Below are 16,747 nucleotides of genomic sequence, written 5' to 3'. Positions count from 1 at the left end.
AGTCATATTTTATTCTTAAAAGACTTATCCTTCATTTTAATTATTCCCATTCAATAGTACTAGGAGGCTTTGAGGTTACATCATATACAACACGATTAATCCCTCTAACTTCGTTAATAATACGTGCTGCTGTCTTACTTAAAAACGCCATATCATAAGGATAAAAATCAGCAGTCATTCCATCTACAGATGTGACGGCGCGAAGAGCACAAACAAATTCATAAGTGCGACCATCCCCCATCACGCCAACAGTTTGAACAGGAAGAAGAACAGCAAAAGCTTGCCAAATTTCGTCATAAAGACCAGCTTTATGGATTTCCTCAAGATAAATAGCATCTGCTTCACGTAAAATTTCTAATTTTTCACGGGTCACAGTACCTGGACAGCGAATTGCAAGACCGGGACCTGGAAAAGGATGGCGACCAATAAACTGCTCCGGTAGCCCTAACTCTCGTCCTAGCGAGCGAACCTCATCCTTAAAGAGCTCACGTAACGGTTCTACAAGTTTCATCTTCATCTGTTCTGGTAGCCCACCCACATTATGATGGCTTTTAATGGTTACCGTTTCACCAATAGCAGACACACTCTCAATAACATCTGGATAAAGTGTTCCTTGTGCTAAAAACTCTGCACCTCCTATTTTTTTCGTTTCTTCTTCAAAAACTTCAATAAAAAGACGACCAATTGTTTTGCGCTTTTTTTCTGGATCTGTCTCACCTTCTAAAGCATTAAGAAATATATCGGCAGCATTAACGTGAATAAGCTCTATATTATAATGATCACGAAAGAGCGTGAGAACTTCTTTAGCTTCATTCTTGCGCATCAGCCCATGGTCTACCAAAATGCATGTCAGTTGATCTCCTATGGCTTCGTGAAGGAGTACCGCTACAACAGATGAATCCACTCCCCCTGAAAGACCACAAATCACACGACTTTTCCCAACTTTTTGTCGTATCGTAGCAATTGCCTGCTCACGATAAGAAGCCATTGACCAACTACCTTTAATAGCAGAGATCTTATGAACAAAATTTTGCAAAAGTTTTGTACCATCCGGTGTATGGATAACTTCAGGATGAAACTGTACCGCATAAAAATGTCTTTTTTCATCCGCAATAGCCGCATAGGGAGCTCCTTTTGAGGTTCCTATGACACGAAAACCTTCTGGTAAAGCTGCCACACGGTCACCATGGCTCATCCATACTTGATAACGAGAACCTTTTTCCCACACTCCATCAAAAAGGGCACTCTCTTCTTGAACTTCCAAAAAAGCACGCCCAAATTCACGCTCATGTCCAGCTTCAACCTTTCCTCCAAGCTGAATACACATGACTTGTTCACCATAGCAAATACCCAGAATCGGAACACCCGCCTCAAAAATTTCCATTGGAGCACGCGGAGAGCCCTCATCAATAACGGAATAAGGACTCCCTGATAAAATAATAGCTTTAGGATTTATGCGGCGCACAGCTTCTAAAGCCAATTGAAAAGGAGTAATTTCACAATACACTCCCATTGCTCGTACCCGTCGTGCAATAAGTTGTGTAACTTGTGAACCAAAGTCAATAATAAGAACAGTGTCTGGATGTGATATGCTCATAGAAAACCAATCAACAATTGTAAAAGAAAACTCATGAGAGTTATGATTCAATCTTTCTCTTTTCACAAGCCTGTTTTCTTAAGAAAAAGATTATTCTCGTAAAGTTTATGATAAAAAGTGTAAGAATATGGATCAATGTTTTTTTTGCAACACAGATAAAAAGAACCCATCTGTTTGTGTTGTGGCCGGCGACAAAGTAAGTCCATAATTTGAAAAAACTGGTTGCACAGGAGAAAAACTAAAATGTTTCTGCCAAAGCGCTGGCATATCTATTGGAGAAAAATGAGAATGTTGTTGAAGGAAATGGGAAATTTGTTCCTCATTTTCATCTGTAAAAAGAGAACAGGTAATATAGATTAAGCGCCCATTTGGCTTAAGATAAGCTATCGCTTCATTCAAAATAGCCCTCTGTTCTGTTTGGCGTTGTTTCACTTGTTCTAATGTTAAACGCCATTTCGCATCTGGACGACGACGCCATGTTCCTGTCCCACTACATGGTGCATCTAGTAGAACTCTATCCATCTGGCCTATTAATGGCTTCAATTCTTCTTTTTGTGCTCGTGTTTGTACATTACGAACACCAGCGCGTCGAAGACGATCAAAAATAGGAGCTAAGCGCACTTTATCGGAATCATAAGCATAAATTTGCCCACGATTGTTCATATCGGAAGCTAAAGCTAATGTTTTGCCCCCAGCACCTGCACAATAATCTAATACCTGCATGCTCTCTTGCGCTTCCACAAGGTGAGCAACAATTTGAGATCCTAAATCCTGTATTTCAAAGTGTCCTTTTTGAAAAGCTGGTTCCACTTGAACATTGGGATGACGATTAAACTTTTCAATCGGTGCAATTCTTAAAGCTTGCCCAAACCATGGAAAAGATTTAAGTTTGGTTTTTGCTAATTCTTTCAGCACCTTTTCTGGTGTTGCCTTTAGGTTATTTACCCGTAGGTCTAAAGAAGGACGCGTTGCTAACGCAGCCGCTTCAGTGATCCAATTATCACCAAATAAAGGACGCAGATGCGCTTGACACCATTGCGGAATATCACCACGAATATAGTCTGGAGCATCCACTAATTGCTGACCTTGCCACGATTTACGCTGTTTAGCCCCTAATAACTGCGGTGCAAACCGATCTTCTGTCAACTCACCGTCAATTTGCTCCAGCGTCATTTTTCCAGAATCTAATAAGGCACCAAAAACGATATCTCGGATATCATCACTCTCCATACGCCATTGTAAAGAATAACGTCGTCTTAAAACATCATAAACGATTGTACCAATAGCTGCACGATCACCTGCTCCAGCAAAGCGATGAGAAAGACCCCAATCCTTTAAAGCTTCTCCTACTGGGCGATGCTTCATTTCTATCTCTGTGAGAACATCTATTGCTGCTTGCAAACGCCCACCTAATCGCATTCATTTCTCCCATTAAAATAATAAAATTTTAAATCATCTAAAAAAATAATATTATCGCCTTCTTGCCAATGAAACCTTCTCAAAGCCATAAAAAATTTACATTCAATCTTAAAATGATCTGATCATACTTTTTTTATAAGATCCAATTTAGAGTATCTAAATTTTTCCTTTCATCTTCTGCCCATTCGTTTTTTATCCTTCTACCTCTTATACTAAAAGATACGTAGCCATCCATAAAAAACTTATTTCCGCCATGCATTACGAAAAAACCAAACTCTTTAATTTATTGGCGTAAAATAAAGTTTACGAGGATTGTCTGAACAATAGAAAAAATCTTCTCATAAAATTAAACAAGCTCATCTTACGTTCAACAAAAAATTAACTTTTTAGAAAATGCTTGGAACCACTATTTGGCATGACCGTTTTTACTCTAATGGCAACTGCCAGACAATTTTAAAGGAGAAAATAATGACTTATAATAATGGAAAAACAACTTCGTCTAAAAGCCGTCATAATACAATGCCCTCAAACAACGGAAAGAAATCCGTCCAAAGTGATCAGACAAACACTCGCCAACGTGCGTCAAAGACTGGACGGAAGACAACAAAAAGTTAATTCTAATTTTATATAACTTATTTCATATAGTCTTAACAGAAAGAATTAGAGTTTTAACCTCTAATTCTTTCCTTTTTGGGATTATTACACCAAATTACAAACAGAAAAAAGCGCAGTCTCTCTTTCTTGTTCTCGGAAAATTTTATATTTATGCAATATGATATTAGGCTCTTGTATCTTTAAACTGGCCCACGATAATTTGGACTCTCTCGTGTGATAGAAACATCATGCGTATGACTTTCATGGAGTCCCGCATTCGTAATACGTACAAACGTTGCTTTTTCACGAAACTCTACGAGATCTTTTGCTCCAACATACCCCATCGAAGCACGAAGTCCACCAGCAAGCTGATGTAGAACTGATGCTATAGGACCTTTATAAGCCACCTGCCCCTCCACACCTTCAGGAACCAACTTAAGTTCATCACGAACATCATCTTGAAAATAGCGATCTGCCGATCCTCGTGCCATAGCACCAACAGATCCCATGCCGCGATAAGCTTTAAAGGATCGTCCTTGATAAAGATAAACTTCGCCAGGACTTTCTTCTGTACCCGCTAAAAGAGAGCCAATCATAGCAGCACAAGCCCCACCTGCTAAGGCTTTAGCAAAATCACCCGAAGCTTTTATCCCCCCATCAGCAATAACGGGAATGCCCGCTTTTTCAGCAACTTCTGCAGCATTCATAATGGCTGCAAGCTGAGGAACACCAACACCTGCAACAATTCGCGTTGTGCAAATAGAACCAGGACCAATCCCCACTTTTATAGCATCCGCACCACTGTCAATCAAAGCCTGTGTTGCTTGAGCAGTCGCCACATTACCAGCAATAATAGCTGGAGAAAACGTCATTTTTTTAATACGCTCAACAGTGTCTAATACACGCTGAGAATGTCCATGTGCAGTATCAATTACTAGAATATCAACGCCTGCATCAATTAATCGTTCAGCCCGCTCAAACCCATCGTTCCCTACACTACTTGCAGCTGCAACACGCAAGCGACCTTGTGAATCTTTGGCAGCGTTTGGATTTAATTTTGCTTTTTCAATATCCTTAACTGTTATCAGTCCGACACAACGATTCTGTTCATCCACAACTAATAATTTTTCAATACGATGATGGTGTAAAAGATACTTCGCTTCATTGAGTTGAACATTTTCACGCACTGTGATTAAATTTTCATGCGTCATTAATTCATAAATTTTTTGTTTGGGATCCGATGCAAAACGCACATCCCTATTTGTCAAAATGCCAACAAGCCGTCCAGCAGTTTCACCTTTAGCACCATTTTGAACAACCGGAATACCGGAAATACCATGAGAGCGCATCAAAGATTTTGCTTCTTCAAGTGTTGCATCTGGTCCAATGGTGACTGGATTAACAACCATACCAGATTCAAACTTTTTTACTTGACGAACTTCTTCTGCCTGCTCTGCAGGAGACATATTACGATGAATAACCCCAAGACCACCAGCTTGAGCCATAGCAATTGCCAAACGCGATTCTGTTACCGTATCCATTGCCGCAGAAAGCAATGGCAAATTGAGCTTAATATCCGCTGCAATGCGCGTACTGAGATCCACTTGACTAGGCATAACAAGAGAATGACCGGGTTGTAAAAGTACATCATCAAAAGTCAGCGCCAATGCACCTGTCCCCGTTTCAACAATCTTTGCCATATCAAAATTCCTTTTATAATAAAACACCGCAAGAAGCTTTAAAATACAACTGCGGTTCTCATACATGGTAGATTGGCAAAAAATTATGCCATGCTACAAACAAAATGAAAAGAAAAATAAATATTTTTTTTAAGTGTGGTTTATAAAAATTTACAATTGTGATTCAATAGGTAACCAACTTATTATTTTTGCAAATGCGCGACGCCAAAAATTGCTTTCTGGCTCATAGTCAATGCTATATTTTTTTTCATTTTCAATAAAATCCCAATAAATACGATTATTATCACCAAGACGCAGATGATAGCTCATTTCCCCTGTGGTTTCTTCAGAAAACAACAAATCTAATCTTGCTGTAATGGGAGCACATTCAAAAAGAATGCCCATTTCTGTATTTAATGATGCTGATCTTGGATCAAAATTTAAAGATCCAATAAAAGCTGTTTTACGATCAATTAAAAAAGCTTTGGCATGTAAACTTGCCTTACTCGATCGAAACAATCGTAACCCATGAGTATTGCCTTCCGCTTTTAATTCATAAAGATTAACACCACTTTTCAACAATGCCTTACGATAAGGTACATAACCACCATGCACTAATGCTACATCAGTAGCAGCTAAAGAATTTGTCAGAATTTTGACATCAACACCCTTTGAAACCAAATTACTAAAATTCTGCGTGCCAACCTTACCAGGAACAAAATAAGGTGACGTAATCTGAACCGTTTTTTGGGCATTTCCAATAACCTTTGAAAGTGCCTTCATAAGCCAATTACTTGCTTTTTTACGCAATGCTTTTTCTGGAGGGTCAGAAAGAACAACAACTTTGTCTGCTAAAAATAACCGCTTTCCTGTTTGGATAAAACAATTAAAGTTAATGTGCTCTTTGACATAATCTAAATAAACTTTTGCAACTTTGGAATCACGAAACTTTCGTAATTTATCTTTCCAATAGCTAAGATCACTTGCGCTTTTAGGAACAACCAAAGTATGAATTGGCAAAACAACAGCACTATTCCAAAAATCATCAAAGATACTTTCTACCTTTTTAACAGAAGGACCGATTAACATCAAATCTAAATCTCGAAAATGGGATTCTTTACCAGCATCAAAATAAGAATCTGCAAGATTACGTCCTCCTACAAAAGCGACCCTGCCATCAACAATAAAAGCTTTATTATGCATTCTACGTGTTACAGTAATTGCCCGTAATATAATTTCTAAACCACGGCGTAAACCACCTTTACGCGATCGCCCTGGATTAAACATTCTCACCTCAATGTGAGGATGTTTATCTAACGCAATATAAGCTGGATCACGTGCCTGAGCATTAATATCATCCAAAAGAAGCCGTACCCGAACCCCTCGATCAGCTGCCTCAACTATTTCACTTAATAATAGGCGCCCCGTTAAATCATCATCCCAAATATAATACATCAGATCAAGGCTACGCCCAGCCTCTGCAGCTCCTATTGCACGAACACAAAACGCATCCAAATTGCTGATAATGAGAGAAAGGGCATCTTTATCAATCCCCAATCCATTTTCTTTCTCAGCTAATTGACTGACGATACGATCAAGCTTAGTTTCATCTTTCTGAAGAGGTAACGCATAAGAACATTGCCCCCTAGCATTTTTCACAAAACGCCCATAGGTGTAGATTGCCAACATAGATGCAATAAAAAAAAAGAGGACAAAACCAATAACAATCTGTAAAAGAGTCAAAGAGGGCAAACTTTCTATTTTAAACTATCACATCATCAGTAATGCAAACAATAACACTAATCACTTTATCTTAATCGTATAGCAGATAAAATGCCACTTCTTGCTTAAGAGAGTATAAATTTAATATTGATGATACAAAAATTTTAGCGGTAGTATTTAAAAGTTTTTAAAAATGCTTCTCTGTTTTAATAAATGTAAACTTAACTAAAATTGTATAAATTGAAATAAACGATTAAAATAGTCACATAAAATTTATATTTGATTTAAATCAACAAAATCATCCTCTATAGATAAATTTTACAATAAATGATTGTTTTCTTCAGCTTTCCCCCACGGACTTTATCAAAATTCACTCTATTTTTTGAAACGCATGCTTGTCATGAAGAGAAATTTGTTATGAATTTTATTTTCGTTCTTGATTTCTTATTGCTCTCAATTCTTCCATTTTTCTATAAAGTGTAGAGCGACCAATATGAAGGCGACGCGCAATCTCACTCATATGTCCTTTATAATGTTTAATCGCTTTCTCTATAATATCATGCTCCATTTCTGCAAAAGTACGTACATGCCCATCAGTATTCAAAAATTTTATCGATTCTTGCTCACTATCTTCTTGTATATTACCCTCAATGATATTGGGAACATTCATTAATGAATTTCCCATTAATTGCGGAAAGTCTCGAACAGTTAATAACGGTCCTTCACTGAGTAAAATCGCACGAAATAAAAAGGTTTCAAGCTCATTTCTATTGCCAGGCCAATCATACTGCATAAGCAAGGAAAGAGCAGAGCCTGCTAAACCATGGACATGTGATCGCCCTGTTTCTGTGATAATGCGATCAATCAAACGTTGTGTGATCTCTGGAAAATCATCCCTTAATTCTCGTAAAGCAGGAACGCTAATAGACAAGTGAGAAAATTGTTCAAACAAACTATGCAAAAAAAAGTTTTCATTAACCAAGTCCTTTAAACGCGATGTTGAAATAGCGATGATCCGAAAAGGAAAAAAATCTCCTTTTGTATCCCTTTCCCTTTCTTTAAGGTAATGAGCAAACCGTTTTTGCTGTATGGGCTCAAGTCGATCAATATCACAAAGGCAAAGTGTCCCTTTTTCAAGAGAAGAAACCAATGGTAGGAATTCTTTAAACCACTGCTGATTTTCTTCTTCTGGATCAACGATGGCTGAACATTGAAAGCGAACAAAAACACCCTCCGAAAATAATCCCTCATGATGAATAATCCGAGCTAATGTCTCACGTCCTGTTCCAGCTTCTCCCTCTATCAAAAGATTCTGTAAAGAAGTTGCTGCTTGTCTCGATTGTTCTAACACTATCTGCATAGCTCTACTTTTTACGCAAAGATCAGAAAACCGTAAATGATTCTCTTTTTTTCGCCGAATATCTCGAACCTCATGCTCCAAAGCAGAAATAAGAGCAAGGATATCCAAAGTAACTCTTACACGTAATAATGTTACTGGATGGATCCAATAATCAATAGCTCCAGCTGTTAAAGCTTTCTGGAGTAAATGCTGATTCTCTTGTTGTGCTATAACGACAATAGGAACAGAAACACCAGCAACTCTAATCATTTTAATCAAATCGCTCACACTCAAATCACTCATAACGACATCAAGGAGTGCAAGCACAATGTTTTTACGCCTGTGTAAAAGATCAATCGTACGGAGACCATTTTCTGCTTCAATGACACGATAACCAAAACCTCGCAGCATAGAAGAAAGTTCTATACGTCTTCCATAATCTTCACTCGCAACAAGAATGGGACCAACCATAATGTCAATAATCTCCTTTGAGACTACTTAGCAGCTTAATATAAAAATTGTTGTAAACCATAAGAAATATTTTACCTCTTGTGTTTCACTTACGAACTTCATCAAGCTGTCAATTAAATACAACATTAAGGCATTTTTTTCCATTTTTTTGCTTTTTCATTGATTTTTATCAAATTTTTCATATTGACTCATGGGGTAATTTAATAATGTTATAGAAACTAGAGAGCAAAATAATCTAAATAGAGTGCAATAAATGAAACATACCTATCATATTTTATGTCTTACAATTACCGCCTTGCTGTTAAGTGCCTGTAACTTTTCGCGATATTATAACTCAAATATGCCAACTGGAATTGATGGAAAATGGGTTGATGAGAATGGTATTATTTCTTCTTTCCACAATGGTGTTTTTGAAACGCATGCAGCAGATACAGAAGAAAAACTATCAGAAGGAGCATATAATTATCTCAATGCCCAAAATATAGAAATTGAAATACGCTCTATTCTCCGTGGAACAATTTCTAGAGTCAATTGTACAATGTCATATGACGCCACACAACTTCTCTGCACCTCACATACAGGAGCACAGTTTTTCCTTAAGCGGAAATCTTAAACAAAGTACAAGGGAAACCTCTCTTAAGAACAGAGGGAGCACACACATTAAGCAGGAGGCGATATCCTTTCTCCTCCTGATAGAAAATCCTCTCTAAAATACGCAAAGAGGCTAGTATAATCTTTACCCTGAAAATTTTCTAAACATTATGAAATGCGTAAAATAATCATTTTCTTCCACAAAATATCAGTAAAGCCACCTCACAATAAAATTGTAACTTTGTATCATTCAATCTATTTCAACCTAAAATAACATTTTATTTGATAGGGAAGCTTAATCTAAGCAGCGCCAATGCGCAAAAGATCATGAAAATGAACAATTCCTATCGGTTTTTTATCTTCAACCACAAAAAATGCACCAATCTGATGATCATTAATAAAAGCTGTTGCTGCACCAACAAGTGTATTTGGCTTTACAACTTTAGGAGCTTTGGTCATCACCTCGTCAACATTAAATTTTGATAAATTAAAATGAATGTTACGTGCAAGATCGCCATCAGTTACAATTCCGATTAGTTCACCTTCTTGATTCACAACACCAACACAACCAAAATGTTTTTCCACCAAAACATTCATCGCTTCAGTCATAGCTGTTCCCTGCATAACCAAAGGAATATTATCACCCTCATGCATAATATCACACACGTATTTAAGGCTTGCACCAAGAGAACCACCAGGATGATATATTTTGAAATCCGTTGCGGTAAAACCACGCATTTCTAAAAGAGAAACCGCTAATGCATCTCCCATTGCCAATTGCATAATTGTTGAAGTTGTAGGGGCTAAACCATGGGGGCAAGCCTCTTCTATCTTTGGTAATAATAGTACAATATCAGCTTGTCGTCCTAACACAGAGTGCTTACTTGATGTCATCGCAATAAGGGGGATACGAAAACGCGCCGCATAACTTATAATACCACTTAACTCTTGAGTTTCACCAGACCATGATAAAGCAAGAATAACGTCATCAGAGCCAATCATACCAAGATCACCATGGTTGGCTTCTGCAGCGTGAACAAAAAAGGCAGGTGTTCCAGTTGAGGCTAAGGTTGCTGCAATTTTTGTCCCTATATGACCACTTTTTCCAAGACCAGTAATAACCACATGTCCACGAGCATTTCTAATAGTTTGAACAGCCGCTTCAAAAGAAGAAGAAAGACTTTCCAGAAGAGCTTTTTCAAGAGCTTCAAGCCCCTGCTTTTCACTAGCAAGTGTTTTAAGCGCTGATGCTACTGCACCTTGCAAAGCCCTATGAGGAGACGATATTGTCATAATCAAATTCGATCAATAAAATTAAGTAAGAGATCTATATCACTTTTCGACATTAATGGTTTCTAGTAAATTTTTCAATGAAGCAGAAACGTGGCTGTGCATATCAGCGCGTGCCAAAGAAAATGCAACGTTGGCTTCAATAAAACCAGCTTTAGAACCGCAATCAAAAGTGCGCCCTTTTACTTGCAAACCCCAAAAATCTTGCTCATTTGAAAGCCGTATCATAGCATCTGTTAATTGAATTTCATTTCCTGTTCCCCGTTCTTGAGTGGAAAGAATATTAAAAATTTCTGGCTGCAAAATATAACGTCCATTGATGTACAAATTTGATGGCGCTGTACCTTGTGCTGGTTTCTCTACCATTTTTGTGATTTCAAAACCATTTGCAATCTGTTTGCCTTTCCCAACAATACCATATTTATGTGTTTCTCTAGGATCGCATTCCTGAACTGCTATAATATTTCCCCCACCCACCTTTTCATAAAGGCTCATCATTTCAGAAAGACAGCCCTTTTTCGCTTGTATCAACATATCCGGTAATAACAAAGCAAAAGGTTCCCCTGCAACTAATTCACGTGCACACCAAAGAGCATGCCCTAATCCCAAAGGTTGTTGTTGCCGAGTGAAAGAAGTTGACCCTGGTAATGGCTGTAAACGGTATAAATGTGCAAGATCTTCTTTCTTTCCACATTCAGCAAGTGTCGTATATAATTCAACTTGCTCATCAAAATAATCCTCAATAACGGCTTTGTTACGTCCAGTTACAAAAATAAAATGCTCAATACCAGCTTCCCTCGCCTCATCCATAACATATTGAATAACAGGTTTATCAACAACTGTTAGCATTTCTTTAGGAATCGTTTTTGTCGCAGGAAGAAAACGCGTACCAAGACCTGCTACTGGGAATACTGCTTTCCGGATTTTACGCACACTCACCCTCCTCAATGAATTCATATAACTTTTTTGTTTTATTTATCATATGTTTTTACGAAATGGTAAAAAAGATATCTTATTGTTTTGATTATCATTATAATGAGCAATAAAAATGTAAAAAGAGTCTGAGAATTTATTGAAGGGATTAAAACGTATTATTTATTTCAGTTTTTTCCTCTTCTTGATCATATTATCGATTAAACTAAATACAAAATAAAGTTATTGCACATCTAATGAATTGAATATTAATGGGAATTTCAAAATGCAAAAAACAGAATTGAAGACTTTCTCTTTTTTAGAGAAGTCAATAGCTTGGAGAACTCTTTTCACTGGCTCTGCCGTTATTTTTTCTGCTTTTTTAATGTTTTTTGCACCCCTTTCATATGCTGATAGCGGATTTAAACACTGGATTAAAGAATTTAAAAAAATAGCTATTGCTCACAATATTACCCCCTCTACGTTTCATATGGCGTTTAAAGGTGTTAATGCCATTGATCCAGAAGTTCTAAAAAGCGCCGCATACCAACCGGAATTTGTTGCTCCTTCATGGAACTATTTCGATAATCGTGTCCATGATATTGCAATTGAGGAAGGACGACGCCAAACTCAAAAATGGAACAAATGGCTTCTTCAAATTGAAAAACGTTTTGGTGTTGATCGCAATATTCTGCTTGCTATTTGGTCAATGGAAAGCAACTATGGGAAGGTTTTAGCTAATAAAAGTGTAATACGTGATACCATTCGCTCTCTTGCAACTTTAGCCTATGCTGATAAAAAACGTGCAAAATATGCATATACACAGCTGATTGCTGCTATGAAAATTCTACAAATTGGCGAAATTAAACGCTCTCAACTCACTGGATCTTGGGCCGGTGCATTGGGGCATACACAATTTATTCCAAGCAGTTATCTCGCCTATGCAGTTGATATGGACCAAGATGGACGGCGTGATATCTGGAACTCTGTTCCAGATGCTCTGGCTACTGCTGCTAACCTTCTCCACAAAAATGGCTGGCAACCTAATCTTATTTGGGGAGTAGAGGTAAAAGTGCCGCAGGGGAAAAACCTTCCTGAAGGCTGGTATTCCTTTGAACAATGGAAAAAATTAGGTGTAAAACACGCAAATGGGCACCCTCTTCCTACATCATCTGAACAAGCAATATTAAAATATCCAGATGGAGCAAAAGGACCTATATTTTTAGTCACAAAAAATTTCTTTGTTCTGAAACATTATAATAATGCAGATCGTTATGCGTTTGCTGTTGGCCTTCTTGCTGATCGCATTGCTGGACATCCTGGATTGGTAAATGATTGGCAAAGACCTTTTCAACCTCTTACTTTCCAAGAATGTAAAGAACTACAATCTCGCTTAAGTGCACTGGGCTATTATAAAGGGAATGTCGATGGAAAAATTGGAACAGCTTCTCGCAAAGCAATTAAAGCTTTTCAACTCCGTCACGGACTAAAAGCAAATGGATATCCATCATCTCAAGTGCTTTTTCTCCTTCGCAAACAATAATGGAGAATAAGGTTTTGTCTCTTTCTCGCCTGATATACTTGACATTATTGCTGTTTTCACTTTCTATTGTGGGGATCTTACAGCCATCCCCAAGTAAAGCAACGAACTTCTTCAAATGGTTGTCACAACAAAACAAACAGACACAGCAGCCACCGCAAATTATAGAACAAAAAATAGACAAGCCGCAAAAAAAGATCGTAACACAAAAAAACATACAAAAGCTAAAAAATGAGAATGCAAAGCGCATTCTTGTCATAGGGGATTTTGCAGCTTCTGCTGTTGCTGATGCACTTAAGAAATTTTTTATAAATAATAGCGATATCGTTATCATGAACAACACAATGCCAGCTTCCGGCTTAGTTCGAACGGATTATTATTCTTGGCAAAGCAATATTTCTAAACTCATTGATCAAAATAGCCCCGATGTTATTATCATGATGATCGGTGCAAATGATAATCAACCCATCACAGACTCTCATAACATGATTAACACAGATCAGTCAGAATGGATACGCATCTACAAACAAAGAATTATCGAAATTACTGAAAGTCTTCACGCCTCTGGAAAATCATGGATATGGATAGGTCAACCTTCTTTTGGAAATGACCTTTTGACACAAAAAATGAAAATTTTTAATGCGCTCTATAAACAAGAAACAGAAACAGCAGGAGGGTATTTTCTCGATATCTGGAGCGGCTTTAGTGATGAAGAAGGAAATTTTTCTTTTTCAGGCTATGATATTAATGGAAAAATAACCAAATTACGCACCAATAATGGCATGCATTTCACCCCTGAAGGAAAGAAAAAACTTGCCTCTTATTTAGAAAAACCATTGAAAAATATTTCAAATTTTTATGCCTTTTCTCATGAAAATTCTTACTCAACCGATCAAGTTATTCAAAAACTTATACAAGAATCAGAGAATCAAGAGCGGAGTAAAATTATGCGTCAGCCTCCAATGAGCCTCGATGATATGGCACAAAAAAACACTCACCTTTTAGGCAAAAGAAAGTCAAGTTTTATAAAAAAATCATGGTTTCCACCAAATGGGCATCAAAAAGATCGAGCTGATAATTTTTCTTTCCCATAATGTCTATTTAAAATACAAAATCTATTTTCCTCTATAAACAAAAAGCGAATAATATGAAAACGGCATGGTGTTAACCATACCGTTATATCTTATAGTCCACGTTTGTTAATCATTGCCTCTGGTAAAGGCATTCGTCCCCGAAAAGCTTTATAAAGCTCCTCTGGATCACGACTTCCTCCAGCGGAGTAAATAAAACGTTTCAACTTATCAGCAAGCTCTGAATTAAAAACATCTCCCGTTTCTTCAAAAGCTTGAAAAGCATCAGCATCAAGGACTTCCGACCACATATAAGAATAGTAACCAGATGCATAACCATCTCCCGCAAACACGTGCATAAAATGTGGGGGACGATGACGCATAATAATTGTATCAGGCATTTGCAGCTTTTCTAATTCTTGGCGTTCAAACACTGTTGGATCAGTGACTGTTTCGCCTTGATGAAAAGCCATATCCACTAAAGCTGATGAGATAAATTCAACGGCAGAAAATCCTGCATTAAATGTCTGTGCTACTAAGACTTTATCTATCAACTCTTGTGGCATAGGATGGCCTGTTTTTGTATGTATAGCATAAGATTTTAATATCTCTGGTACTGTTAACCAATGTTCGTAAAGTTGAGAAGGTAGCTCAACAAAATCACGTGAAACAGATGTTCCCGACACAGATGGCCATGTGACATCAGAAAGCAAACCATGCAATGCATGTCCAAATTCGTGGAAAAGCGTACGTGCATCATCAAGTGATAAAAGAGCAACTTCCCCTTTAGGTGGTTTAGCAAAATTACAAACATTGTAGATAATAGGCTTTTGTCCGCCATCCAATTTATGTTGTGATTGCAAACTACTCATCCACGCACCGGAGCGTTTTGAAGAACGTGCAAAATAATCACCAATAAAATGCCCAAGTAGACTTCCATCAGACTTTTTTACTTCCCACAAACGTGCATCAGGATGCCAAAGTGTAACAGCGTTTTTTTCTTCAAATGTAATGCTAAAGAGTTTTTCGGCTACCCCAAAAGCCGCTTTAATCATAAGATCAAGCTGAAAATAATATTTAATCTCAGCGCTATCGAAAGAAAGTTTTTCAGTGCGAAGCTTTTCAGCATAATAACGCCAATCCCAAGCAGCTAAAGATTCATTGCTGCCCTGATTGTTGGCAAAATTTTGTAAGTCAATTTGCTCAGTAGAAGCTTTCGCTCTTGCGCGCTTCCATACAGGCATAAGCAAATCCATAACGGAATCAACACTTTTAGCCATAGTATTATCGAGCTTCAAATCTGCGAAAGATTTATATCCCAATAATTTAGCCTGCTCATCTCGAAGCGCAACAATCTCTACAATAATTGTTTTATTATCATTCTTGTTATTATTTTCACCACGTTTAGCCCAAGCTTGGAATGCAACCTCACGCAAATCACGACGATCAGAGAATTTTAAAAAAGGTTCAACAATCGAACGTGCTAGTGTTAATGCATACGCTTCTTCATTGCCTCTTTCACACGCAATTTCCTTCATTGAAGCAATGAGATCTTGCGGTAAACCAGATAAGTCTGTTTGTTTTAAAAACAGAATCCATTCAGCTTCATCATTTAAGACATTTTGTCCAAAAGTAGCATTTAAAAAAGCAAGTCTTTCATTAATTTCCAAAAGCCGTTTCTTAGCTTTTTCATCGAGTTTTGCCCCATGACAAACAAACTTTTTCCACCATAATTCAAGAACACGTGTTGTTTCACTCTCAAATGTGCCCAACTGCGACTGTTTATAAAGCATATCTATTTTCGCAAATATCCGCGCATCCATCATCATTTTTGAAGAATAACGAGAAAGTTTTACAACGAACTCTTGCTCTAGCTGTTGAATTAATACATTCGTATGAGCACTGGTGCGTAAGAAAAATATTGAACAGACACGATCAAGCGCTTTGCCGCAAAGCTCAAAAGGCTGCAAAAAATTCTCAAGCGTTGGTGGTTCTTGCACCATCGCAATTGCCTCTAGTTCTTCTTCTGCTTCTTGAAATGCCTGTTCAAAAGCGGGTTTAAAATCTTCATCACTTATAGAAGAAAAATCAGGAAGACCTGAAAATCCCTTCCAGTCCAGCACTGCTGCTTTTGTCATAATACTTTATGTCTCCATTATAAATTTAAACTGTAACAATTATCTTTACGACACAAATTGATAACATACTAAAACTATTTCGTGAGTTTCAAAACTACCTTTCAAAACGCTATTGAATAAAAAACCTGAAAATCGTAAAGTTCTTTCATTCAAACCATATTATATTGAAGCAATAAAGATTATTCGCTCGCACATCACAATAGAATTGCATATTAACAAAAACACTTGGAGAAAAGCATAATCTCCACTCTTTATAAAATATTGCTTTAGATTCTTTTGAAAATCGCAAACTACATTAAAGAAATGATGGTAAAATCAGAACTGATTTTTACATTTACGTTTTTATATTATCCTCAAATTAAGCTGTATTCTCGTTTTAGTGATT

Annotated in this window: 12 protein-coding genes; 4 read left to right on the top strand and 8 right to left on the bottom strand. The window is 37.4% G+C overall.

What is annotated here, in order from left to right; all coding sequences use genetic code 11:
* Positions 1 to 40: 40 nt before the first annotated feature.
* Positions 41 to 1,597 (bottom strand): glutamine-hydrolyzing GMP synthase, encoded by a 1,557-nt coding sequence (guaA, locus tag ACFIMG_RS03585; protein ID WP_375678548.1) that lies wholly within the window; start codon positions 1,595 to 1,597, stop codon positions 41 to 43.
* 132 nt (positions 1,598 to 1,729) lie between these two features.
* Positions 1,730 to 3,016: an RsmB/NOP family class I SAM-dependent RNA methyltransferase gene (locus ACFIMG_RS03580; RefSeq protein ID WP_375678531.1), complete on the bottom strand. Its 1,287-nt coding sequence runs from the start codon at positions 3,014 to 3,016 to the stop codon at positions 1,730 to 1,732.
* Positions 3,017 to 3,484: 468 nt separating this feature from the next.
* On the opposite strand from ACFIMG_RS03580, the gene ACFIMG_RS03575 reads away from it, so the two are divergent.
* Positions 3,485 to 3,631: a hypothetical protein gene (locus ACFIMG_RS03575; RefSeq protein WP_273722522.1), complete on the top strand. Its 147-nt coding sequence runs from the start codon at positions 3,485 to 3,487 to the stop codon at positions 3,629 to 3,631.
* Positions 3,632 to 3,810: 179 nt separating this feature from the next.
* Here the strand turns inward: ACFIMG_RS03575 and guaB are convergent, their stop codons facing one another.
* The 3 genes from guaB to ACFIMG_RS03560 form a co-directional block, all read right to left on the bottom strand.
* The gene (guaB, locus tag ACFIMG_RS03570) at positions 3,811 to 5,310 is read right to left on the bottom strand and encodes an IMP dehydrogenase (RefSeq protein ID WP_375678532.1); all 1,500 of its coding nucleotides are present in this window, start codon (positions 5,308 to 5,310) and stop codon (positions 3,811 to 3,813) included.
* 150 nt (positions 5,311 to 5,460) lie between these two features.
* A complete protein-coding gene (locus tag ACFIMG_RS03565; protein WP_375632273.1) occupies positions 5,461 to 7,032 on the bottom strand; it encodes a phospholipase D family protein in 1,572 nt (523 codons plus the stop codon).
* 403 nt (positions 7,033 to 7,435) lie between these two features.
* Complete coding sequence (locus ACFIMG_RS03560; protein WP_375678533.1) at positions 7,436 to 8,821, bottom strand: sigma-54-dependent transcriptional regulator; 1,386 nt, start codon at positions 8,819 to 8,821, stop codon at positions 7,436 to 7,438.
* 253 nt (positions 8,822 to 9,074) lie between these two features.
* Between ACFIMG_RS03560 and ACFIMG_RS03555 the strand changes: the two genes are divergently transcribed.
* Entirely contained in the window at positions 9,075 to 9,434 is a 360-nt protein-coding gene (locus ACFIMG_RS03555; protein WP_375611849.1) for a hypothetical protein, read from the top strand.
* A 278-nt stretch (positions 9,435 to 9,712) separates the two neighbouring features.
* Here ACFIMG_RS03555 and ACFIMG_RS03550 read toward each other — a convergent pair whose 3' ends face one another.
* On the bottom strand, positions 9,713 to 10,705 hold the full coding sequence (locus tag ACFIMG_RS03550; protein ID WP_375678534.1) for an SIS domain-containing protein: 993 nt from the start codon (positions 10,703 to 10,705) through the stop codon (positions 9,713 to 9,715).
* 39 nt (positions 10,706 to 10,744) lie between these two features.
* Positions 10,745 to 11,635 (bottom strand): UTP--glucose-1-phosphate uridylyltransferase, encoded by an 891-nt coding sequence (locus ACFIMG_RS03545; protein WP_375613281.1) that lies wholly within the window; start codon positions 11,633 to 11,635, stop codon positions 10,745 to 10,747.
* 265 nt (positions 11,636 to 11,900) lie between these two features.
* Here ACFIMG_RS03545 and ACFIMG_RS03540 point away from each other — a divergent pair, with 265 nt between their 5' ends.
* Together ACFIMG_RS03540 and ACFIMG_RS03535 are read left to right on the top strand one after the other, a co-directional pair.
* Positions 11,901 to 13,157, top strand: coding sequence for a lytic murein transglycosylase (locus ACFIMG_RS03540; protein ID WP_375678535.1), 1,257 nt, complete (start codon positions 11,901 to 11,903; stop codon positions 13,155 to 13,157).
* 14 nt (positions 13,158 to 13,171) lie between these two features.
* A complete protein-coding gene (locus ACFIMG_RS03535) occupies positions 13,172 to 14,248 on the top strand; it encodes an SGNH family hydrolase (RefSeq protein WP_375678536.1) in 1,077 nt (358 codons plus the stop codon).
* An 89-nt stretch (positions 14,249 to 14,337) separates the two neighbouring features.
* Here the strand turns inward: ACFIMG_RS03535 and ACFIMG_RS03530 are convergent, their stop codons facing one another.
* Positions 14,338 to 16,362: a M3 family metallopeptidase gene (locus ACFIMG_RS03530; protein ID WP_375678537.1), complete on the bottom strand. Its 2,025-nt coding sequence runs from the start codon at positions 16,360 to 16,362 to the stop codon at positions 14,338 to 14,340.
* Between the last annotated feature and the right edge of the window lie 385 nt (positions 16,363 to 16,747).

This window comes from Bartonella sp. AP11XZML, assembly GCF_042196445.1.
Lineage (GTDB): Bacteria > Pseudomonadota > Alphaproteobacteria > Rhizobiales > Rhizobiaceae > Bartonella.
The sequence above is the reverse complement of the archived record's forward strand: the minus strand, read 5'-3'. Positions and strand labels throughout refer to the sequence as shown.

Excerpts from the sequence above, each read along its gene's own strand:
- ACFIMG_RS03560 (WP_375678533.1), bottom strand. The coding sequence starts at position 8,821 with ATGGTTGGTCCCATTCTTGTTGCGAGTGAAGATTATGGAAGACGTATA.
- ACFIMG_RS03530 (WP_375678537.1), bottom strand. The coding sequence starts at position 16,362 with ATGACAAAAGCAGCAGTGCTGGACTGGAAGGGATTTTCAGGTCTTCCT.
- ACFIMG_RS03555 (WP_375611849.1), top strand. The coding sequence starts at position 9,075 with ATGAAACATACCTATCATATTTTATGTCTTACAATTACCGCCTTGCTG.
- ACFIMG_RS03540 (WP_375678535.1), top strand. The coding sequence starts at position 11,901 with ATGCAAAAAACAGAATTGAAGACTTTCTCTTTTTTAGAGAAGTCAATA.
- ACFIMG_RS03575 (WP_273722522.1), top strand. The coding sequence starts at position 3,485 with ATGACTTATAATAATGGAAAAACAACTTCGTCTAAAAGCCGTCATAAT.
- guaA (WP_375678548.1), bottom strand. The coding sequence starts at position 1,597 with ATGAGCATATCACATCCAGACACTGTTCTTATTATTGACTTTGGTTCA.
- ACFIMG_RS03550 (WP_375678534.1), bottom strand. The coding sequence starts at position 10,705 with ATGACAATATCGTCTCCTCATAGGGCTTTGCAAGGTGCAGTAGCATCA.
- ACFIMG_RS03580 (WP_375678531.1), bottom strand. The coding sequence starts at position 3,016 with ATGCGATTAGGTGGGCGTTTGCAAGCAGCAATAGATGTTCTCACAGAG.
- guaB (WP_375678532.1), bottom strand. The coding sequence starts at position 5,310 with ATGGCAAAGATTGTTGAAACGGGGACAGGTGCATTGGCGCTGACTTTT.